This window comes from Streptomyces longisporoflavus, assembly GCF_014649775.1.
GTDB classification, from domain to species: Bacteria; Actinomycetota; Actinomycetes; order Streptomycetales; family Streptomycetaceae; genus Streptomyces; species Streptomyces longisporoflavus.
Map to the genome: position 1 here is coordinate 325,792 of NZ_BMTR01000007.1, position 21,726 is coordinate 347,517.

Here is a 21,726-nt window from a genome sequence, read left to right on the forward strand (position 1 = left end):
GCCTACCTCAGCTTGGGGTCGAGGGCGTCGCGCACCGCGTCGCCGAGCATGATGAACGCGAGCACGGTGATCGCAAGCGCTCCGGCGGGCCAGAGCAGCATGTGCGGGGCGTTGCGGATGTACTGGGACGCGGCCGAGATGTCGATGCCCCAGCTCACCGTCGGCGGCTTCAGACCGACGCCGAGGTACGAGAGGGTCGCCTCCAGGGCGATGTACGTGCCGAGCGCGATGGTGGCGACCACGATCACCGGCGCGACGGCGTTCGGCGCGATGTGGCGAAGGAGCATCCGCGAGTTGGAGGCGCCGAGCGCCCGTGCCGCCTGGACGTAGTCGTTCTGTTTGGCGGTGATCACGGAGCCGCGGGCGATGCGCGAGAGCTGCGGCCAGCCCAGGAGCACCATGAAGCCGATCACCGGCCAGACGGTGTTGCTGGTGACGACCGAGAGGAGCACCAGGCCGCCGAGCACGACGGGGATGGCGAAGAAGACGTCGGTGATCCGGGAGAGGATCGCGTCCCAGAACCCGCCGAAGAACCCCGCGAGTCCGCCGAGCACGCTGCCCAGGATCGCGACGCCGAGGGTGGCGCAGACGCCGACGGTGACCGAGGCGCGGGCCCCGTAGACGGTCCTCGTGTAGACGTCGCAGCCCTGCCCGTCGAAGCCGAAGGGGTGGCCGGGGGCGGAGCTCTTCTGGGCGTTGGCGAGGTCGCAGCTGAGCGGATTGCCGGAGGCGATCGCGGACGGCCAGAGCGAGATGAAGACGAGAAAGAGAATGATGAGGCCCGAGATGACGAAGACCGGGTTCCGCCGCAGCTCGCGCCAGGCGTCGGACCACAGGCTGCGCGCCGGGGTCGAGGGGCCGCTGCCTTCGGGGCCGCCGGGGGCCTTGTCCAGGGTCGACCCCTCGGTCGCCGCGAGGTCCATCGCGCCGCCCGCGCCCGTGGGGGCGATGGCGCCGGCCGTTCCGTCCGGTTCTCGGGGGTCAGGCATAGCGGATCCTCGGGTCGAGTACGGCGTACAGGAGGTCGACGATGAGGTTGGCCACCAGGAAGACCAGGACGAGTACGGTCACGAAGCCGACGACGGTCTGGGTGCTCTGCCGCAGGATCCCCTGGTAGAGCTGGAAGCCGACGCCGTGGATGTTGAAGATCCGCTCGGTGACGATCGCGCCGCCCATCAGGGCGCCGATGTCCGTGCCGATGAAGGTGACCACCGGGATGAGTGAGTTGCGCAGCAGGTGCCGGGTGATGACGCGGCGCCGCGGGAGCCCCTTCGCGATGGCCGTACGGACGTAGTCCGCGCGGCGGTTCTCGGCGATGGAGGTCCGGGTGAGCCGGGTGACGTAGGCCAGGGAGACCGAGGCGAGCACGAGTCCCGGGATGAGGAGTTCGTTGACCGGCGCCTCCGAGGAGACGGAGGGCTTGATCACGCCCCATTCGACGCCGAGAAGGAGCTGGAGCAGCAGGCCGGTGACGAAGGTCGGGATCGCGATGACGACGAGCGTCAGAAGCAGCACGACGGTGTCGACGGGACGCCCGCGCCGCAGTCCCGTCACCACGCCGAGCGAGATCCCGATGACGATCTCGAAGACGATCGCGACGAGCGTCAGGCGGATCGTGAGCGGGAATGCCGTCGACATCAGCTCGGTGACCTTCTGGCCGTTGAAGGCGGTACCGAAGTCGCCGGTGAAGACATTGCCCATGTACGTCGCGTACTGCTGCCAGACCGGCTTATCGAGGCCGAATTCCTTCTTCAGCTGGGTGGCCGTCGCGGGGTCGCACTTCCGGTCTCCGCAGAGGCCCGCGATGGGGTCGCCCATCACGTTCACCATCAGGAAGATCAGCAGTGTGGCGCCGAAGAAGACCGGGATCATCTGCAGCAGACGCCGGATCACATAACGTCCCATGAGGGCTCCGTAAGTAGGGGAAGCGATCGTCCGGCGCGCATTCGCTCGCGCCGGACGATCGCTCCCCGGGCCTCAGCTGACCTTGATCTCGTTGTAGACGGGGACGCTGAACTGATTCAGCGCCACGTCGGAGACCTTGTCCGAGTAGCCGGCGCTGCCGTTCTGGTACCAGAGCGGAATGACCGCCATCTGGTCGGCGAGCACCTTCTCGGCGTCCTGGAAGGTGGAGACGGCCTTCTTGGTGTCGGTCTCGGCGTTGGCCTTGTCGATGAGGTCGTCGAATTTCTTGTCGGACCACTTGCCGTCATTGGACGAGGCGTCCGTGTAATACAGCGGCTGGAGGAAGTTCTGGATCAGCGGGTAGTCCATCTGCCAGCCCGCACGCCAAGCGCCGTCCAGCTTCTGCTGGGAGGCCTTGCTGCGGAAATCGGCGAAGGTGCCGATCGGGCTCGCGACACAGGACTTGTCGTTCCCGAGGGCCTTGTTGATGGAGTTGCAGACCGCGTCGACCCATTCCTTGTGCGAGCCGGTGTCCGCGTTGTACGTGATCTTCAGCGTGCCGCCGGGGATGCCGCCGCCGTCCGCGACCAGCTTCTTCGCCTTGGCCGCGTCGTACTTGCAGGGGTCGCCGCAGAGCCCGGACTTGTAGCCGCCGGCCTCGCCGAGCACCGGGGACGTCCAGTCGGTGGCGGGGGTGCGGGTCTTCTGGAAGATGGTCTCGGTGATCTGCTCGCGATTGATCGCCATGGAGAGTCCTTGCCGGACCTTCTCCATTCCGTCCTTGGACCACTTGCTGTCGTAGAACGGAAAGGCGAGCGTCTGGATGATCCCCGCGGGGGTGTTGATGTAACGATCACCCAGGTCACTCTTGGCGTTCTTGAGCTGGGACGCGGGAACGTCGTCGACGAGGTCGAGATTGCCCGCCATGAGGTCCGTATAGGCGGTGTTGTTGTCGGTGTAGACCTTGAGATCCACACCGCCGTTCTCCGCCTTGTCGTCGCCCTTGTAGCCGTCCCACTTGCGCAGGGACATCTTGGAGCCCTTGTCGTACGAGTCCACGGTGTACGGACCGTTGCCGACGGGCTTGGCGAGCCAGGCGTCGTGGTCGTCGTAGAACGCCTTGGGCAGCGGCGCGAAGGCCGGATAGCCGAGAGTTTTGGGCCAGGTGGAGAACTTCTGCGTGAGCTTTACGGTGAAGCTGGTGTCGTCGACGACCTTCAGGCCGGAGAGCTTGTCGGCCTTGGCGTCCCCCTTCTCCGGGTGGACGTCCTCGTACCCCTCGATGTAACCGAAGAAGTAGGCGTTCTTCTGGTTGTTCTTCAGGTGCGCGCCGTAATTCCAGGCGTCGACGAAGGACTTGGCGGTGACCTTCTCGCCGTTGCTGAACTTCCAGCCGTCCTTGATCTTCACCGTGAAGTTCTGCGAGTCCTTGGTGTCGATCTTCTCGGCGATCATGTTCTTGGCCTCGCCGGTCTTCGGGTCGTACCGCATGAGACCCCGGAAGATCATGTCGAGCACCTTGCCGCCCTGCACCTCATTGGTGTTGGCGGGCTCCAGCGGGTTCTGCGGATCACCCCACGAGGACCCCACGATCCCGGAGCCGTCCCCGCCACCGCCACTGTCCCCGCCTCCCCCGCATGCGGTCGCCGCGAGCGCGACGGTCACCGCACATGCGGCCCACTTGGCGTGCGTGGCTCCACGCATGGAGAGCCTCCCTTTCAGGCCTGCATCCGACGTCCTGTGTCTGACTTAGGCCTAAATACACCCCAATGCATGGTGTCGCGCATCTTTATGGGGTCTTTCCGTGGCTAGTAGGACCGGGAAACCCCCGGATGGCATCACGGGAAGGCCGACGGGCGGGGAGGCTCCCCACAGCTCGCTACTCTCGGAGCATGGACTACGCGAAGATGCGCGCGATCGCCGAGGAACTCGGCGCCTACGCCGAGCGCCTTGAGGGAACCTGGAATGTCGAGATCGGCCCCTCAGGCCCGATACTCGCCATGATGTGCCCCTCGAAGCGCCACGAGGGCACGGTCCACCGCATCTGCCGGCAGCTGAACAAGCAGCTTCTCGTCACCCACCCCGGCTACATCTGCGCGAACGGCCCGGAGATCGAGCACCCCTCGATCGGCCGCATGCGCCGCCCCGACGCCCTCGTGATCCCCGAGGCCGTGCTCGACGAGGAGGGCATCGCCGTCGATGCCACACAGGTCCTTGCCGTCACCGAGATCGTCTCCCCGTCCAACCCGAACAACGACTACGGCGAGAAGCTGACCGAGTATCCCGCCATGGGGATCGAGCACTACATGATCGTCGACCCACGGACCGGCACGATCGAGGTGCACTCCGAGCCGTGTGCCGGCCGGTACGGGAGCAAGGCGCCGTACATCTTCGGCGACGAGGTGCCGTTCGGCCCCTGGACAGTGGAGACCTCCGCGTTCCGGCGCTACGAGAAGCCGGTGCGCGGCGAGCGCTGAACGACCGGGCGGGGGGCCCGCCCCTGCCCGGCGCCCCGTGGCGTCACACGGGGTCGGACGCCAGTCGCGCGTGCAGCTCCACGTCGTAGCGGACCCCGTCGTACGCGAGCTTCTGCCGCTGGAGTCCCTCGGGCGCGAAGCCGGCTCCTCGGGCCACCCGGCAGGACGCCGGGTTGTTGACCCGGTGGCCAAGTTCGAGGCGGAAGAGCCCCAGCTCGTCGAAGGCCCAGCGCGCCAGCGCGTCGCACCCGTACGTCGCCACGCCGCTCCCCCGCGCCGAAGGCGCCGTCCAGTACGACACCCAGCCCGTCGCGTGGACGTGGTTCACCGCGCCCACGGCGACATTGCCCAGCGGAACGTCGTCGCCGTCGACCACCGCGAAGGAGTACGCGGTGCCGGCCCGCCACTCCTCCTCGCGGCGCACGATCCACCGGGAGGCGCTCTCACGGGAGTCGACCGGCCGGTCGGACTGCCGGGACATCTCCGGCGCGGAGAGCGCGTCGAGCACGGCGACGGCGTCCCGTTCGCTCCACGGGCGCAGGCGCAGGACCCCGTCAGCCACGTCCCTCCACCTCCGTCTCCACCACCGACACCCAGCCCCGCCACCGCTCCACGCTCACGCGCAGCCGCGAGGAGGATTCGGTGGTGCCGGACCAGTAGGGGGCGGCCCCTTCCGTATGCTCCCGCAGTCCGCACTCCGTCAGGGCGTCGTGCAGGAGCGCCACCTCGTCCGCCGCGACGGACGCACTGTCGTACTCGGTGACACGCTGCCTGGCCGTCGCGCCCGCGCCCCTGTCGCTGTAGTACTCCGTGCCGTACTGGACCTGGTCCGGCGCCTTCCGCCCGGCGTACGAGTACGAGCCCGGACAGCTGTTGTCGCCGCCCACCCCCGGCAGTGGGATGTCCGCCGTGTTCTCCTCCTCGTCCCCCCTCCAGTGCCACTTCGCGGCCTGCGGCATCTGCTCCGGCGTCAGCAGGCGCACCACGCCGCCCACCATGAAGGGGTTCTCGGTCGGCGTGACCGCGGGGCGGACCTCCCTGCCGCCCTCGCCCCCCGGCAGCACCGCCCACACCGCCCCCGCCGCCAGCGTCGTGACCGCCGCGGCCACAGCCACCCTCCTGCGCATCGTCCGCCTCCCGCCCCGCGCCCGCAGCTCAGCCCCGCCCGGCATCCGTACCGCGACATCGTCCAGCAGTTCCTCGACCTCAGCCATGACGGGCCGCCCCTTCCGCGGTGAAAGCAGTCGTGTCGGTCAGGCGCTCCCCCAGCGCCTTGCGGGCCCGGCTCAGCCGGGTGCGGACCGCCCCGTTGGAGGCACCCGTCTCCCGGGCCACCTGTTCCACGGGCAGGTCGAGCAGATGATGCAGGACCACCACCTGCCGCTGCTGCGGCGCCAGTTCCCGCAGCGCCTCCACCAGCGCCACCCGGTCGGCGGAGAGCTCCGGCACGTCCGCCGCGACGCCGTGCCGCAGTTGCGCCCGCAGCCGGTTCCGTGTCCTGCGCCACGTACTGATCGCGAGCCGGGACGCCACCGTCCTGACCCACGGCAGCGGGTCCCCCTCCCGCGTCAGCCGCTCCCAGCGCTGCCACGCCCGCACATACGCCTCCTGCACCGCGTCCTCCGCCTCCGCCAGATCACCGGTCATCGCATAGACCGTGGCGACCAGCCTCTTGGCGGTGGCGGCGTAGAACGCGTCGAACTCCGCGGCGCGACCCGCCTCTGCCGAAGCGTCTTTCGGCCGTCTCGTCATCGTCCCCCGTCCGTCCCTAGGTTCCGCTTCTGACTTGAACACGCTCGGCGGCCCCCGGACGTTACGCACGAAAATGGGGGCGCCCGGAACCGATTGGTTCCGGGCGCCCCCATGACGTACGGCCGAGCCGGGGCAGGGACTACGCCGCGTGCACGACGTTCTTCTCCTCCGCGAAGTGACACGCCGACTCATGCGCCGCCGGAGTGTCCTGGCCCGCGAAACGCTGCGGGATCGCGAGCAGCGGGGTCTCCTCCGCGCACTTCGCCTCCGCCTTCCAGCAGCGGGTGCGGAAGCGGCAGCCGGAGGGCGGGTTCGCCGGGGACGGGACGTCACCGGTGAGGATGATCCGCTCACGGCCCTCACGGGCCTCCGGGTCCGGCACCGGGACAGCGGACAGGAGCGCCTGCGTGTACGGGTGCGTCGGGTGCTCGTAGATCTGCTCGTCCGAGCCGATCTCCGCCATCTTGCCGAGGTACATCACGCCGACGCGGTCCGAGATGTGCCGGACGATCGACAGGTCGTGCGCGATGAAGAGGTAGGACAGGTTGAACTCGTCCTGCAGCTTCTCCATCAGGTTGATGACCTGCGCCTGCACCGACACATCGAGCGCCGAGACCGGCTCGTCGCAGATGATGATCTCGGGGTTGAGGGCCAGACCGCGCGCGATGCCGATGCGCTGGCGCTGACCGCCCGAGAACTGGTGCGGGTAGCGGTTGATGTACTCCGGGTTCAGGCCCACCACGTCCAGGAGGTCCTGGACCTTCTGGCGGCGCGAGCCCTTGGGAGCCACCTCGGGGTGGATCTCGAAGGGCTCCCCGATGATGTCGCCGACCGTCATACGCGGGTTGAGCGACGTGTACGGGTCCTGGAACACCATCTGGATGTTGCGGCGGACCGCCTTCAGGGCGCGCCCCGAAAGCTTGGTGATGTCCTGGCCCTTGTAGAAGACCTCGCCGGCCGTGGCGCGCTCCAGGGTCATCAGGAGCTTGGCGACCGTGGACTTGCCACAGCCGGACTCGCCCACGATGCCCAGGGTCTCGCCCTGGTAGAGGTCGAAGGAGATGCCGTCGACCGCCTTGACCGCGCCGATCTGCTTCTTGATCAGGATGCCCTGGGTCAGCGGGAAGTGCTTCACCAGATTGCGGACCTGGAGGATCGGCTCGCCGCGCTCCACCGGCGCCTCGATGGCCGCGACGGCCTCCTCGGCGGTGGCCGCGTCGACCGTTTCCACCTCGGAGACGTTCGGCATAGCGTCCTTCGGCTCGTCCGTCTTCTTGAGCGGCTCAGCCATGGATCGTCTCCTTCCAGAAGTGGCACGCGCTGCCGCGGCCCGGCAGCTCCGCACCGTCCCGCTCCGTCACCGGCACCAGGGCCGGGACGTCCGTACGGCAGATGTCCTGCGCCTTGGGGCAGCGCGGGTTGAAGGCACAGCCGGACGGGATGTGCAGCAGGTTGGGCGGCAGTCCCTTGATCGCGTAGAGCTCCTGGCCCTTCTGGTCGAGCCGGGGAATCGACTCGAGCAGACCGCGCGTGTACGGGTGCGCGGGGCGCTTGTAGAGCTCGTGGACCGGGGCCGTCTCGACGATCCGGCCCGCGTACATCACGGCGATCTTGTCCGCGACGTCGGCGACCACGCCGAGGTCGTGGGTGATCAGGATCAGGCCCATGTTGTACTCGCGCTGCAGATCGGCGAGCAGGTCCATGACCTGCGCCTGGACCGTCACGTCGAGAGCCGTGGTGGGCTCGTCGGCGATGATCAGGTCCGGCTCCAGGGCGAGCGCCATCGCGATCATGATGCGCTGGCGCATACCGCCGGAGAACTGGTGCGGGTAGTCGTTCACCCGCTCCTTGGCGGCCGGGATCTTCACCCGCTCCATCAGCTCGACGGCCTTGGCCTTGGCCTGCTTGCGGCTGAGCCCGTCGTGCACCCGGAACATCTCGCCGAGCTGATAGCCGACCGAGAGCACGGGGTTGAGCGACGAGAGCGCGTCCTGGAAGATCATGGCGATCTTGCGACCGCGGATCTTCCTGCGCTCCTCGTTGGACATCTTCAGCATGTCCTGGCCGCGGAAGAGGATCTCGCCCTGCGGGATCTTGCCGGGCGGCATGTCGAGGATGCCCATGATCGCCTGGGCGGTCACGGACTTGCCGGAGCCCGACTCACCGAGGACGGCGAGCGTCTCGCCCGCGTCCACGCTGTAGTTGACGCCGTTGACTGCCTTGACCACACCTTCGCGGGTGTGGAACTCGACGTGCAGGTCCTTGACGTCCAGGAGCCTGCCGCTCCTTTCCTCGCCCGAGCGGGGGGCGGGAACCGAGTCTGCCTTGATGTCGATGCTGGTCATTTACGCCTCCCTCAGCGCAGCTTCGGGTCGAGGGCTTCGCGTACGGCGTCACCCATCATGATGAACGCCAGCACCGTGATACTCAGCATTCCTGCCGGGAAGAACAGCGTGTGCGGGTTGTTCCGGATGTCCTGCGTCGCGTCGGAGATGTCGCCGCCCCAGGAGATGGCGCCGTCACCGAGACCGAGGCCCAGGTACGACAGCGTCGACTCGGCGACGATGTACGTGCCGAGCGAGATGGTCGCCACGACGATCACCGGAGCAAGCGCGTTCGGCAGGATGTGGCGGAACAGGATCCGCTTCGTCCCGGCACCGAGCGCGCGCGCCGCCACCACGTAGTCGGCGTGCTTGGTGGTGATCACCGCGCCGCGCATCACGCGGGCGATCTGCGTCCAGCCCAGGAAGGCGAGCGCGCCCATCACGACCCAGACGGTGCGGTCGGTGAAGGCGTTCAGGACGACCATGGCGCCGAGCAGGAACGGGATGCCGAAGAACACATCGGTGAGCCGGGAGATGAGGCTGTCCCAGAACCCGCCGAAGTAGCCCGCGAGCATGCCGCACAGTCCGCCGAAGAGGGTGACCAGGATGGTCACGCCGACGCCGACGAGGATCGAGTTGCGCGCGCCGTGCACGACCCGGGAGTAGATGCTGCGCCCGACCCTGTCGTACCCGAACCAGTCCGCCTGGAAGAAGTGGGTGAGCTCGGGCTTGCCCAGGAAGTGGTTGACCTGGTCGCCGCTGTCCGGGTTCGCGTCGGTGAACAGGCCGGGGAAGGCCGCCACCACGAGCAGGACCACGATCAGGAACGCGGATATGACGAAGAGCGGGTTGCTCCGCAGCTCCCGCCACGCGTCGTTCCACAGGCTGCGCGGCTTGCCCGGTGCGGGCCCGGAGGCGATCGCGTCGACCGGTGCGTCCGGCGTCACGGACTGCTCGTCCGTGGCCGTGGCCGTGGTCTTGGTGAGGTCAGGCATAACGGATCCTCGGGTCCAGGACCGCGTAAAGCAGGTCGACGATCAGGCTGGCGATGAGGTAGACGATCACCAGGACGGTGACGACACCGACGATGACCGCGCCCTCACGGCGGGCGAGAGCCTGGAAGAGGAGGTTGCCGACGCCCGTCACGTTGAAGATGCCCTCGGTGATGACCGCGCCACCCATCAGGGTGCCGACATCCGTACCGAGGTAGGTGACCACGGGGATCAGGGAGTTGCGCAGCAGGTGCCGGGTGATGATGCGCTGGCGCGGCAGGCCCTTGGCCACCGCGGTGCGCATGTAGTCCGCCTGCCGGTTCTCGGCGATCGACGTACGGGTCAGTCTCGCCACGTAGGCGAGGCCGACCATGCCGAGCACGATGGCGGGGACGAGCAGCTGGCTCATGTTCTCGGAGTCCTGGACCGTGGGTGTGATCCACCCCAGCTCATTGCCGAAGAACAGCTGGCACAACAGACCGACCACGAAGATCGGAACGGAGATCACCAGGAGCGTGAAGAGCGTGACCGTGTTGTCCACGAAGCGCCCGCGCTTGATGCCGGCGAGCACGCCGAGCGTGATGCCGACGATGAGCTCGAACGTCCAGGCCATGGAGGCAAGGCGCATCGAGACCGGGAACGCCTGGGTGATCTCGTCCAGGACGGGCCGGTTGCCGGCGATCGTCTTGCCGAAGTCGCCTTGCAGCAGGCCGCCCATGTAGTGCAGGTACTGCTGCCAGAGCGGCAGATCCAGACCGCGGTCGTGGCGAATCTGCGCCACCTGCGCCGGGTCCGGCGGCTTGTCGCCCCACAGCGCCCTTACCGGGTCGCCGGGGAGCACGTTGACCATGATGAAGATCAACAGGGTTGTCCCGATGAAGACCGGGATCATCTGGAGCAGTCGCCGCGCGACGTATCGCCCCATTGGTGCCTCCGTCCAATCCGGAGCCGCCCGAAGCGACGCCCGGGATCGCCGGGCGTCGCTTCGGGAACTGGGCTCCGACGCCTACTTCTCGAAGACCTCGATGTCGGTGAGGACGGGGTCTCCGGCCTGGTCGAACTCGACGCCCTTCACGTTCTTCGAAGAAGCGGAAAGCGTCTTGTTGTACCAGAGCGGGATGCCCGGGAAGGTGTTGACCAGCTGCTTCTCAGCTTCCTGGTACAGCTTCGCGGACTCGTCGATGGTCTTGGCCGCGTCGGCCTTCTTGGTCAGCGCGTCGAACTTCTTGTCCGAGAAGCCGCCCTTGTTGCCGTCGACGCCGGTCCCGTAGAGGTCGGCGAGGAAGTTGCCGTTGAACGGGTAGTCGAGCACCCAGCCCGACCGGTACATCGCCTTGACCTGCTTCTTGTCCCGCACCTCGGTGTCGGCCTGGAAGTCGGTCTTCGGGTCGCCGGTGCACTTCACGCCGGTCGACTTGGTGATGCTGTTGCACACCGCCGTGACCCAGCCCTTGTGCGGCTGGTCGGCGTTGTACTGGATGGTGATCGCGTTGCCCGGAACGCCGCCGCCGTCCTTGACGAACTGCTTGGCCTTCTTCGGGTCGAACTTGCAGAACTCACCGCAGGCGCCGGCCTTGTAGCCCTTGACGCCCTTGGCGACCCAGCCCGTGGCGGACTCACGCGTACCGGCGAAGGTGGTCTTCGCGATGGTGTCGCGGTCGATGGCCATCGAGAGACCCTGGATGACCTTGACGTCCATGTCCTTGAACGTCTTGCTGTAGAACGCCGGGTTGACCGTGTTGATCGCCGAGAAGTCCTGCTCGATGGCGCGGTCGCCGAAGTCCTGCTTGAAGTTCGCGAGCTCGCTGTCCGGGATCAGCGGCATCGTGTCGACGTTGTCCGAGCGCAGGTCGTTGTAGGCGGCCTGCGGCGTCGTGTACGCCTTGAAGTTGATGCCGCCGTTCTTCGGCTTGTTGTCGCCCTTGTAACCGGACCACGCGGTCACCTGGACCGACTTCTTGTGCTCCCAGCTCTTGAACTTGTAGGGGCCGTTGCCGACCGGCGCCTCGCCGTACTTCTTCGGGTCCTTCAGCGCTGCCGAGGGCATCGGGTAGAAGGGCGCGTAGACGAGCTTGTACGCGTAGTACGGGATGCCGGAGTTCAGCGTGATGGTGAAGGTGTTGTCGTCGACGACCTTCAGGCCCTCCATCGCCTTCGACTTGGCCTTGCCCTTCTCGGGGTGGACCTTGTCGTAACCGACGATGTCGCGGTACCAGCCACTGTTCTGCTGGCCGTTGGCCGGGTCGGCCGCCCAGTTCCAGGCGTCGACGTACGACTTGGCGGTGACAGCCTCACCGTTGTGGAACTTCCAGCCCGGCTTCAGCTTGACGGTCCACACCTTGTTCGCCTTGTCGGGGGTGACCGACTCGGCGTTCTCGTAGGTGATGTTGCCCTGCTTGTCGTAGTGGACCAGGCCCGTGAAGAGCGAGTCGATGACGACGCTGCCGTACGCCTCCATGGTGTTGGAAGGCTGCAGGGCGTTCTGCGGCTCGCCGTTGGCGTAGCTGACGATCCCCTTGGGGTCGACCTTGCCACTGTTGCCGCTGTCGCTGTCGCCGCCACCACAGGCCGTTGCCGTCAGCGCCACGACACCCGCTATCGCGACCCACTTGGCGCTCTTGGCACCACGCATGGGGTTCCTCCTCATGAGTCCACTGGTTCACTACAAGAGGGGGTACAGGAATCCGCGCCGACACCCCTGACGGCGCGTTGATCGAAGTACCCCAGTGTGCTCGTGAGTCGGCGCTCCCCACAGCGCGTGACCCATTGACCCGAGCTATACGCGGTCAACTATTAGCCATGAGGTACCGCCCGACCACACTCTTTTGGTCTCGGTTCAATCACACCTGGTGCGTACAACTTCCAAAATCCGGACAAACCGATCCGAGATAGATGGTTGCGAAACGGACGTGTTACACATCTAACGGTCAACGCCGTCCGCATTCCGGACAGATGGCCCGGGAAAACCGGTTGCGGCGGACCGCGCCGGAGACGGCTCGCGGCGCTTTTGGAGGCGACTCCGTGGACGCGCGTAGATGCGCGGAGAGTCGCGACGGCGGGAAACCCTCACCCCCGGGGCCCGGGCCAGCGTAGTGCCCCTGAGGGCCGCGCAAGGGGGCAACCGACGCAGACGCGCCAGAGGCCGGTTCCCGCCTCTCCCGTGGGGAGGGTCGGAAACCGGCCTCGGATGCCGAATCCGCCGGGGTCGGCGGCAGTTGCGGCGCCCTGTGCGCCGCGGATGAGCCCGGCCGGAAGATTTGGCCGGGCTTTGCCCCGTCCTTAGCCGTGCTTGGCGCGCGAGGCGGTGCGGCCGCGCTGCTTCTGGTCCAGGACGACCTTGCGGATACGCACGGTCTCCGGGGTCACCTCGATGCACTCGTCGTCGCGGCAGAACTCCAGGGACTGCTCCAGCGAGAGCTTGCGGGCGGGCACGACGTTCTCCGTCGTGTCCGCGGAAGCCGCACGCATGTTGGTGAGCTTCTTCTCCTTGGTGATGTTCACGTCCATGTCGTCGGCGCGCGAGTTCTCGCCGACGATCATGCCCTCGTACACCTCGGTGCCGGCCTCGGTGAAGATGACACCGCGCTCCTGGAGGTTGACCATGGCGAACGGCGTGACCGAACCCGCGCGGTCCGCGACGAGCGAACCGTTGTGACGGGTGCGCAGGTCGCCGAACCACGGCTCGTGACCCTCGAAGATCGAGTGCGCGATGCCGGTGCCGCGGGTCTGGGTCAGGAACTCCGTGCGGAAGCCGATGAGGCCACGCGACGGAACGATCCACTCCATGCGGATCCAGCCGGAGCCGTGGTTGGTCATCGTCTCCATGCGGCCCTTGCGGGTCGCCATCAGCTGCGTGATGGCGCCGAGGTGCTCCTCGGGCGAGTCGATCGTCATGCGCTCGATCGGCTCGTACGTCTTGCCGTCGATCTGCTTGGTGACGACCTCGGGCTTGCCGACGGTCAGCTCGAAGCCCTCGCGGCGCATCTGCTCGACCAGGATGGCGAGCGCGAGCTCACCACGGCCCTGGACCTCCCAGGCGTCGGGACGCTCGGTGTCCAGGACACGGAGCGAGACGTTACCGATGAGCTCCTTGTCCAGACGGTCCTTCACCTGGCGGGCGGTGACCTTGTGGCCCTTGCCGCCCTTGCCGACGAGCGGCGAGGTGTTGGTGCCGATGGTCATGGAGATCGCCGGCTCGTCGACCGTGATCAGCGGCAGCGCGATCGGGTTCTCGGGGTCGGCGAGGGTCTCGCCGATCATGATGTCCGCGATACCGGCGATGGCACAGATGTCACCGGGGCCGGCCTTCTCGGCGGGCTTGCGGGTGAGCGCCTCGGTCATCATCAGCTCGGTGATGCGGACGTTGGACTGCGAGCCGTCACGCTTGATCCAGGTAACGGTCTGGCCCTTGCGCAGCTCGCCCTGCTCGACGCGGCACAGCGCGATACGGCCGAGGAAGTTGTCGGCGTCCAGGTTCGTGACGTGGGCCTGGAGAGGCGCGTCCTCGTCGTACTCCGGGGCCGGGACGGTCTCCAGGATCGTGGAGAAGAACGGCTCCAGGTTCTCGCTGTCGGCCGGGACGGTGCCGTCCTCCGGCTTGGTCAGCGAGGCGACGCCGTCACGGGCGCAGGCGTAGACGATCGGGAACTCGATCTGGTCCTCGTCCGCGTCCAGGTCCAGGAACAGGTCGTACGTCTCGTCGACGACCTCGGCGATGCGCGAGTCGGGACGGTCCGTCTTGTTGATGCACAGGATGACCGGCATCTTCGCGGCGAGCGCCTTGCGCAGCACGAAGCGGGTCTGCGGCAGCGGGCCTTCGGAGGCGTCCACGAGGAGGACGACCGCGTCCACCATCGACAGGCCGCGCTCGACCTCGCCACCGAAGTCGGCGTGGCCGGGGGTGTCGATGATGTTGATGGTGATGACGTCGCCGCCATCCTTGGGGTGGTACTTGACGGCCGTGTTCTTGGCCAGGATCGTGATGCCCTTCTCACGCTCCAGGTCGTTCGAGTCCATCATGCGGTCGTCGAGCGACTCCGCAGCGTGCGCGGCGAAGGAGCCGGCCTGCTTGAGCATGGCGTCGACCAGGGTGGTCTTGCCGTGGTCGACGTGGGCGACGATGGCAACATTACGAATGTCATGGCGCGTGGGCATACGAGCTGCGCTTCTCCCGGGAAGAGTGGACGGCGGCGCGTACGGTCCGGTACGCGTGCCCTGCCGGGCAGACAACACGCCACGGCCTCACCCCAGTCTACGGCCCTTACGCGGAGGTGACCTCCGCGGGGGCCTCACGGGCGGTCTGACCTGGGTTTTCGCTGTTCGCCCGAGGGGTGGTGGCGGGCGTGGGCGGGCTGCGGGCGGGGTCGGCGGGATGGGGGCGGGCGCGGGCAGGCACAGAAAGGTACGCACGGGTCAAGGGGCGGGAACGACCTTGCCCGCCGGGGGCGCCGGCGGGCAAGGGAGTTGAGCTGGATCTGAGTGTGACCTGTGGCGGGTGGCTGTGGCGGGTGACCTGTGCCGTGTGACCTGCGACGCGGCTACTTCGCCGCGGGCTTCGCGCCCGGCTTCAGGAAGCCCATGTCCTCGTAGTTCGGGGCCTGGAATCCGAACGCGCCCGCGTTGGCGAGATTCGTGCGGGCCGCCATCAGCTGGGGGCGCTGATAGAGGGGAATGGAACCCGCCTCGGCCCAGATGCGGGCGTCCGCCTTCTTGACCAGGGCCCGGCTCTCGTCCTCGTCGAGCTCCCCCATCGCCTGATCGAACAGCTGATCGATGTGGTCCGTGCCGACCCGCGTGTAGTTCTGCTCGACGTTCAGCGAGCCGTCCGCGGCCGGCACCGGCTTGGCGAAGATCGGGCGCGCGTCCGTGGCCGGGAAGGCCGTCGCGGGCCAGGAGTAGAGGGCGAGGTCGTACTGACCGGACGCGATGTGGTCCTTGAAGTAACTGTCGTCGGCGACCTTCGACGTCTCCGTGCTGATCCCGATCTTCTGGAGCATCCGCGAGATCCGGTCGGCCACGGTCCGCAGCGACTCCGAGCCCTCGCCCGAGGGCAGGACGAAGCGGAGGGTGAGGGGCTTGCCGTCCTTGGCCATGGGACCGCCGACCGCCCTGGTGTCCCCGGCGGGCGCCGCCGTGCCCTTGGGCGCGTACGCGCCCGGCGCACCGCCCTTGGCCTCGTCCTGCTTCTCGGCGTCCTTCTGCGAACGCTTCTCGGCGCGCTTCTCCGCGCGCTTCTCGGCCCGCTTCTCCGACCGCTCCGACCGCTTCTCGGCGCGCTCCCCGGGGCCCTTCTTCTTCTCCTTGTCCGCCTCGCGGTGCGCCGTGAGGGACGCGGCCTGGCGGGTCAGCGCCGCCTGCTGGTACGCGGCGGCCGGGGCCGGCGCGAGCACCGAGGTACCGCTGTCGCCCGGCTTCTGGTCGTCCTCGCCGACGATGTACGTCCCGTCGTCGCCCGAGTCGTCCCCGGAGTCTTCGGAACCCCCGGAGCCCTCGGCCTCGGAGTCCTTCGCCTTCCCGGCGTCCGCCTCTCCCCCGGCCGTCTTCCCCTTCGGCTCCTTCAGCGGACCCCCCGGCGTCCACCCCGCGTCGGCGAGCAGCGCCCGCGCCTCGGTGGTGTCCTGGTCGCCCAGGGCCCCGCTGTTGTCCGCGTACGCCTGCTGCCCGGCGAGGGCCAGGTGGCTGCCGACCGGCTCGGCGGGCAGGCCGAGCGGCGCGAGAACCGCCTTGGCGAGCTCCTCGCGGTCGAGCGCGCGGGCCACCGCGCGCCGCACCCGGTCGTCGGCGAGCGGACCCTCGGTGCCGTTGAGGGCGAGCTGGGTGTAGGCCGGTTCGAGGGACTTGCGGACGGTGTAGCCGCTCAGGCCCGTCTGCTCGGTGGCGTACTTCTTGATCGCCCGGTGGTTCTTGGCGCGGACCTGCTGCTCGGCCTCGGCCGCCTCCTCGTCGGAGCCCTTGGCGATCGCCCAGGAACGCAGCGCCTTGGCGGGCGTGAGGCGCGCCTCGGGGCCGTGACCGAGCGGGCCCTGAGCGCCCTGGTCACGGGCCGCGTTCGAGATGCGCTGCGCCTGCGGGGCGTCGATCTCGGCCAGGTCGACCTTCCCCGCCGCGAGCGACGCGGCCCGCGTGCCGCGCGGCACCTCGCGCAGGACCAGCTTGTCGAGCTTGGCGGGCCTGCCCCACCAGCGCGGGTTGCGGGTCAACGTGACCTGCTCCGCCTTGCTGCCGAACTCCTGCACCGTGAAGGGCCCCGCGCTCACCTTGAGCTTGCGCCGCGCGCCGTCGTTGAAGGAGTCGGGGGTGCCCATGACCTCCTTCGGGTACAGCGGCGAGAAGAGCGAACGCCAGTCCGCGTACGGCTTGTCGAAGGTGACGCGCACCTCCAGATTGTTCTCGCCGCGCTCGATCTTCTCGATGCGGTCGTACCCCGCGTTGCGTGCCGTCCAGTACGCGCTGTCCTTGCCGGACAGGGCGCGTTGCTGCGCCGCGAAGTCGTCGGCGCCGACCTCCCGGCCGTCGCTCCACACCGCCTGCTGGTTGAGCTTGTAGAGCACGACCTGCTTGGGCTCGCGCTCGACGATCTCCGCGGACTCCAGGTAGTCGGCGTTCCGCTGCGGCCTGCCCGTCGCGTCGAGCCGGAACATCGAGGGCAGGACCGCGCCGGCGATGCGTGACGTGCCCGCGTCCGCGTCCGACTGGAAGGAGTTGAGGGTCTGCGGCATCGCGTCGACCGCCCAGTTCATGGTTCCGCCGTCGGCGACGCGGTCGCGGGCCGCCGCGGCGATGTCCTGACCGGCCGTCGGGGTGCCCGCCTCGTCCTGTGAGCTGCAGGCGGCGAGGGCGGGCAGAGCCAGCACGCCCGTGGCGAGGAACACGGCAGATCTCAGTCTGGCGCGGTCTGGGGTCATGGCGGGAACCTCCGGGGCTCGCCCGGCCGCCCGCTACCAGGACCGGGCCGGGTTTGATCACGTTTGGCGGTATATGGAGCGTATATGGAGCTGATCACATCTATCGATCCACTGAAGGGGACGGGGCGCGGCCCGCGGGAGCGACACGGCGTGAGCGCGGCGGATGCCACTCGTGCGGCCCAACCCGGCCGCACCCGGCGTGACCGAGCGTGACGGCGGCCTCTCGCGCGCCCCGAAGCACGGTCCGGGCCCCGGCGTGCACCCCGGCGTGTTTCGGTGCGTGCGAGCCGGTAATCCCGGCAGATCTCTTCACAAGCCGGGATGTGACGCGCGACACTCGCAGGCGCATGAACGTTGCCGCCGCACCCCTGAAGTGAGGGCAAGTCATGGCTCTGCAGGATGATCTGACGGCTGTTCAGCGCTGCGTCGACGACCTGGTCCGCACCGTCGGCAAGCTGGAACAGCAGGTCGGCGAGGGTCCCCACGGAGGTCTGGCGGGGCTCGACGTCCGCCGCGTCCGTACGGACGCCGACCACCTGCGCGAGAGCGTCGCGCTCCTCCGCGCCGCGGTCTCCACGCCGGCCGCCGCCCCGCCGAAGCGGCCCGACCTGGTCACCATCCCCGATACGCCGTACGACAGCTCACTGTGGACGGACTCGGACGACGAGGGCCTCGGCGCGCACGACCGGCGTGCCCCTTGAGGCACCCCCGCCCTGAGCACTGCCGTCCCCCACCGCAGGACAAAGGAGTCGAGCCTCGTTGGCCACTGGCACGGAACCTCATCTGAAAAGCGGGCAGGATTCCGGCGGCGTGAGAGCGGCGACGCGCGCCGCGATCAGCGCTGCCCATCTGCGGACCGACCGCTGGTGGCTCGCGCCCGCCGCGACCGCCGCCGGACTCTTCGCCTTCATCGTCTACTCGACGTGGCGCGCCTTCGCGAACGCCGACTACTACGCGGCGCCCTACGTCTCGCCGTTCTACTCGCCCTGCCTCGCCGAGAACTGCGAGCCGATGCGATCAGGCCCCAACTGGGAGATCTTCGGCAGCTGGTGGGGCCTCTCCCCCGCGCTGCTCATCCTGATCTTCCCGCTCGGCTTCCGCCTCACCTGCTACTACTACCGCAAGGCCTACTACCGCGGCTTCTGGGCCTCGCCGCCCGCCTGCGCGGTGGCCGAGCCACACAAGAAGTACTCCGGAGAGACCCGTTTCCCGCTGATCCTGCAGAACATCCACCGCTACTTCTTCTACGCGGCGGTTCCGGTGGCGGGCATCCTCACGTACGACACCGTGCTGTCGTTCCGTGACGAGCACTACGAGTGGGGCCACATGGGCCTCGGCACCCTCGTGTTCCTGGTCAACATCGTGCTGATCTGGGCGTACACCCTCTCCTGTCACTCCTGCCGGCACATCGTCGGCGGCAAGCTCAAGCACTTCTCCAAGCATCCCGTGCGCTACCGCATGTGGCAGTGGGTCGGAAAGCTCAACGCCCGGCACATGCTGCTCGCCTGGGCTTCCTTGGTGAGCGTGGCGCTCGCCGACTTCTACGTGTATCTGATCGCGTCCGGCGTCTTCGACGATCCGAGGTTGTTCTGATGTCTCAAGTGGAGCGGCAGCAGTGGGATGTTGTCGTGGTGGGAGCCGGCGGCGCGGGCCTCCGGGCCGCGATCGAGGCGCGTGAGCAAGGTGCCCGTACCGCCGTGATCTGCAAGTCCTTGTTCGGCAAGGCCCATACGGTGATGGCAGAGGGCGGCATCGCGGCCTCGATGGGCAACGTGAACTCCGGCGACAACTGGCAGGTCCACTTCCGCGACACCCTGCGGGGCGGCAAGTTCCTCAACCAGTGGCGGATGGCGGAGCTGCACGCGCGCGAGGCGCCCGATCGCGTCTGGGAGCTGGAAACCTGGGGCGCCCTGTTCGACCGCACGGCGGACGGCCGCATCTCGCAGCGCAACTTCGGGGGGCACGAATATCCCCGCCTCGCGCACGTCGGCGACCGGACCGGACTCGAACTGATCCGCACGCTCCAGCAGAAGATCGTCGCCCTCCAGCAGGAGGACGAGCGCGAGTTCGGCGACTACGAAGCGCGCCTGAAGGTCTTCCAGGAGTGCACGGTCACCCGCGTCCTCAAGGACGGCGAGCGGGTGAGCGGCACGTTCTGCTACGACCGCGAGTCCGGCCGCTTCTTCGTGCTCGAAGCCCCGGGCGTCGTCCTTGCGACCGGCGGCATCGGCAAGTCCTTCAAGGTGACGTCCAACTCGTGGGAGTACACGGGTGACGGGCACGCGCTCGCGCTGCTCGCCGGAGCGCCGCTCCTGAACATGGAGTTCGTGCAGTTCCACCCGACGGGGATGGTCTGGCCGCCGTCGGTAAAGGGCATCCTGGTCACCGAGTCGGTGCGGGGCGACGGCGGGGTGCTGCGCAACTCCGAGGGCAAGCGGTTCATGTTCGACTACGTACCGGACGTCTTCAAGGAGAAGTACGCCCAGTCGGAGGACGAGGGCGACCGCTGGTACGAGGACCCGGACAACAACCGGCGCCCTCCGGAACTCCTGCCGCGCGACGAAGTGGCGCGCGCGATCAACTCCGAGGTGAAGGCGGGCCGCGGCTCGCCGCACGGCGGAGTCTTCCTCGACGTGTCGACGCGCATGCCCGCCGAGGTCATCCGGCGCCGCCTCCCGTCGATGTACCACCAGTTCAAGGAGCTGGCGGACGTCGACATCACGGCCGAGGCGATGGAGGTGGGACCGACCTGCCACTACGTGATGGGCGGCATCGCCGTCGAGTCGGACACGGCGGCCGCGCGACGCGTGCCGGGACTCTACGCCGCGGGCGAGGTCGCGGGCGGCATGCACGGCTCCAACCGCCTCGGCGGCAACTCGCTGTCCGACCTGCTCGTCTTCGGCCGGCGTGCGGGGCTGCACGCGGCGCGGTACGCGTCAGGGCTCACCGGGGCGGGCGCCAGGCCGGTGATCGACGACGTCCAGGTGGACACGGCGGCGGCCGAGGCGCTGCGGCCGTTCAGCGCGGAGGGACCCGAGGACGGGTCGACGCCGGAGAATCCGTACACCCTCCACCAGGAACTCCAGCAGACGATGAACGACCTGGTCGGCATCATCCGCCGCGAGGGCGAGATGGAACGGGCCCTGGAGAAGCTGGCGGAACTGCGGGTGCGGGCCAGGCGGGCCGGTGTCGAGGGGCACCGGCAGTTCAACCCCGGCTGGCACCTCGCGCTCGACCTGCGCAACATGCTCCTGGTCAGCGAATGCGTGGCGCGGGCCGCCCTGGAGCGCACGGAGAGCCGGGGCGGGCACACCCGCGAGGACCATCCGGGCATGAACCGCGACTGGCGCCGCGTGAATCTGCTCTGCCAGCTCACGGACCCGTCGGGGGGCCTCGCGGCCACGGACCCCGTGCGCGGCCAGATCGATCTGGTGCGGGTCACCACCGAGCCCATCCGTCCCGACCTGCTTGCTCTCTTCGAGAAGGAAGAGCTGGTCAAGTACCTGGCCGAAGAGGAGCTTTACGAGTGAGTACCACTACGCCGAGTTCACCGGGTGCTTCCGGGACGTCGTACGACGCGCGGTTCCGGGTCTGGCGCGGGGACGTCAAGGGCGGCGACCTGGAGGACTTCACGGTCGAGGTCAACGAAGGCGAGGTCGTCCTCGACATCATCCACCGCCTGCAGGCCACGCAGACCCCCGACCTGGCGGTGCGCTGGAACTGCAAGGCGGGCAAGTGCGGTTCGTGCTCGGCGGAGATCAACGGCCGGCCACGCCTCATGTGCATGACGCGGATGTCGGTGTTCGACCGCGAGGACGTCATCACGGTGACACCGCTGCGCGCCTTCCCCGTGGTGCGGGACCTGGTGACGGACGTCGGCTTCAACTACACGAAGGCCAGGGAGGTACCGGCCTTCGTACCGCCTGCGGACCTCGGGCCCGGCGAGTACCGCATGCAGCAGGCCGACGTGGACCGCTCCCAGGAGTTCCGCAAGTGCATCGAGTGCTTCCTGTGCCAGGACACGTGCCATGTGGTGCGCGACCACGAGGAGAACAAGGCTGCCTTCGCGGGGCCGCGCTTCCTGATGCGGGTCGCTGAGCTGGACATGCACCCGCTGGACGCGGCGGCTGAGAGCGGCCTCGACCGCAAGCAGACCGCCCAGGACGAACACGGGCTCGGCTACTGCAACATCACGAAGTGCTGCTCGGAGGTGTGTCCGGAGGGCATCAAGATCACGGACAACGCGCTGATCCCCCTGAAGGAACGGGCGGTCGACCGGAAGTACGACCCGCTGGTCTGGCTCGGCAACAAGATCCGGCGGCGGGGGGAGCGGTAGCTTCGCGCCGCTTGCCGGGGCAGGGGTTGGTGAGGT

Annotated in this window: 18 protein-coding genes; 5 read left to right on the forward strand and 13 right to left on the reverse strand. The window is 68.2% G+C overall.

From position 1 onward, the window contains the following. Nucleotides 1-2: 2 nt before the first annotated feature. The 3 genes from IE226_RS17260 to IE226_RS17270 all read right to left on the reverse strand — a co-directional run bounded on the left by IE226_RS17260 (nt 3) and on the right by IE226_RS17270 (nt 3,609). Entirely contained in the window at nt 3-989 is a 987-nt protein-coding gene (locus tag IE226_RS17260; protein ID WP_190082116.1) for an ABC transporter permease, read from the reverse strand. After that, on the reverse strand, nt 982-1,905 hold the full coding sequence (locus IE226_RS17265; RefSeq protein WP_190082117.1) for an ABC transporter permease: 924 nt from the start codon (nt 1,903-1,905) through the stop codon (nt 982-984). The genes IE226_RS17260 and IE226_RS17265 overlap by 8 nt, the downstream gene beginning before the upstream one ends. A gap of 72 nt (nt 1,906-1,977) precedes the next feature. Further along, nucleotides 1,978-3,609 (reverse strand): peptide ABC transporter substrate-binding protein, encoded by a 1,632-nt coding sequence (locus IE226_RS17270; RefSeq protein WP_190082118.1) that lies wholly within the window; start codon nt 3,607-3,609, stop codon nt 1,978-1,980. 188 nt (nt 3,610-3,797) lie between these two features. Here IE226_RS17270 and IE226_RS17275 point away from each other — a divergent pair, with 188 nt between their 5' ends. After that, on the forward strand, nt 3,798-4,382 hold the full coding sequence (locus tag IE226_RS17275; protein ID WP_190082119.1) for a Uma2 family endonuclease: 585 nt from the start codon (nt 3,798-3,800) through the stop codon (nt 4,380-4,382). Nucleotides 4,383-4,425: 43 nt separating this feature from the next. Here IE226_RS17275 and IE226_RS17280 read toward each other — a convergent pair whose 3' ends face one another. The 10 genes from IE226_RS17280 to IE226_RS17325 all read right to left on the reverse strand — a co-directional run bounded on the left by IE226_RS17280 (nt 4,426) and on the right by IE226_RS17325 (nt 17,354). Next, nucleotides 4,426-4,944, reverse strand: coding sequence for a GNAT family N-acetyltransferase (locus IE226_RS17280; protein WP_190082120.1), 519 nt, complete (start codon nt 4,942-4,944; stop codon nt 4,426-4,428). Further along, entirely contained in the window at nt 4,937-5,596 is a 660-nt protein-coding gene (locus IE226_RS17285; RefSeq protein WP_190082121.1) for a hypothetical protein, read from the reverse strand. Before IE226_RS17285 ends, IE226_RS17280 begins: the two co-directional genes overlap by 8 nt. Further along, nucleotides 5,589-6,134, reverse strand: a complete 546-nt coding sequence (locus IE226_RS17290) for a SigE family RNA polymerase sigma factor (protein ID WP_190082122.1) — start codon at nt 6,132-6,134, stop codon at nt 5,589-5,591. The genes IE226_RS17285 and IE226_RS17290 overlap by 8 nt, the downstream gene beginning before the upstream one ends. A gap of 139 nt (nt 6,135-6,273) precedes the next feature. Beyond that, nucleotides 6,274-7,425 carry an ABC transporter ATP-binding protein gene (locus IE226_RS17295; RefSeq protein WP_190082123.1) on the reverse strand — a complete coding sequence of 384 codons (1,152 nt, stop codon included), beginning with the start codon at nt 7,423-7,425 and terminating at the stop codon, nt 6,274-6,276. Continuing rightward, entirely contained in the window at nt 7,418-8,479 is a 1,062-nt protein-coding gene (locus IE226_RS17300) for an ABC transporter ATP-binding protein (protein WP_190082124.1), read from the reverse strand. Before IE226_RS17300 ends, IE226_RS17295 begins: the two co-directional genes overlap by 8 nt. Nucleotides 8,480-8,490: 11 nt before the next feature. Then, nucleotides 8,491-9,453: an ABC transporter permease gene (locus IE226_RS17305; RefSeq protein ID WP_190082125.1), complete on the reverse strand. Its 963-nt coding sequence runs from the start codon at nt 9,451-9,453 to the stop codon at nt 8,491-8,493. Beyond that, nucleotides 9,446-10,375, reverse strand: a complete 930-nt coding sequence (locus IE226_RS17310; protein ID WP_190082126.1) for an ABC transporter permease — start codon at nt 10,373-10,375, stop codon at nt 9,446-9,448. Before IE226_RS17310 ends, IE226_RS17305 begins: the two co-directional genes overlap by 8 nt. 81 nt (nt 10,376-10,456) lie before the next feature. Continuing rightward, nucleotides 10,457-12,082: a peptide ABC transporter substrate-binding protein gene (locus IE226_RS17315; protein ID WP_190082127.1), complete on the reverse strand. Its 1,626-nt coding sequence runs from the start codon at nt 12,080-12,082 to the stop codon at nt 10,457-10,459. A gap of 647 nt (nt 12,083-12,729) precedes the next feature. After that, on the reverse strand, nt 12,730-14,604 hold the full coding sequence (gene typA / locus IE226_RS17320) for a translational GTPase TypA (protein WP_190082128.1): 1,875 nt from the start codon (nt 14,602-14,604) through the stop codon (nt 12,730-12,732). 383 nt (nt 14,605-14,987) lie between these two features. Continuing rightward, a complete protein-coding gene (locus IE226_RS17325; protein WP_190082129.1) occupies nt 14,988-17,354 on the reverse strand; it encodes an ABC transporter family substrate-binding protein in 2,367 nt (788 codons plus the stop codon). Nucleotides 17,355-17,740: 386 nt separating this feature from the next. On the opposite strand from IE226_RS17325, the gene IE226_RS17330 reads away from it, so the two are divergent. The 4 genes from IE226_RS17330 to IE226_RS17345 are packed head-to-tail and all read left to right on the forward strand — an operon-like array spanning nt 17,741 to nt 21,690. Then, nucleotides 17,741-18,055 carry an Rv0250c family protein gene (locus IE226_RS17330; protein WP_190082130.1) on the forward strand — a complete coding sequence of 105 codons (315 nt, stop codon included), beginning with the start codon at nt 17,741-17,743 and terminating at the stop codon, nt 18,053-18,055. 58 nt (nt 18,056-18,113) lie between these two features. Then, nucleotides 18,114-18,947 carry a succinate dehydrogenase subunit SdhC gene (gene sdhC, locus IE226_RS17335; RefSeq protein ID WP_190082131.1) on the forward strand — a complete coding sequence of 278 codons (834 nt, stop codon included), beginning with the start codon at nt 18,114-18,116 and terminating at the stop codon, nt 18,945-18,947. Then, entirely contained in the window at nt 18,947-20,884 is a 1,938-nt protein-coding gene (locus tag IE226_RS17340) for a fumarate reductase/succinate dehydrogenase flavoprotein subunit (protein ID WP_190082132.1), read from the forward strand. The genes sdhC and IE226_RS17340 overlap by 1 nt, the downstream gene beginning before the upstream one ends. Then, complete coding sequence (locus IE226_RS17345; protein WP_190082133.1) at nt 20,881-21,690, forward strand: succinate dehydrogenase/fumarate reductase iron-sulfur subunit; 810 nt, start codon at nt 20,881-20,883, stop codon at nt 21,688-21,690. The genes IE226_RS17340 and IE226_RS17345 overlap by 4 nt, the downstream gene beginning before the upstream one ends. The last annotated feature ends 36 nt before the right edge of the window (nt 21,691-21,726 follow it).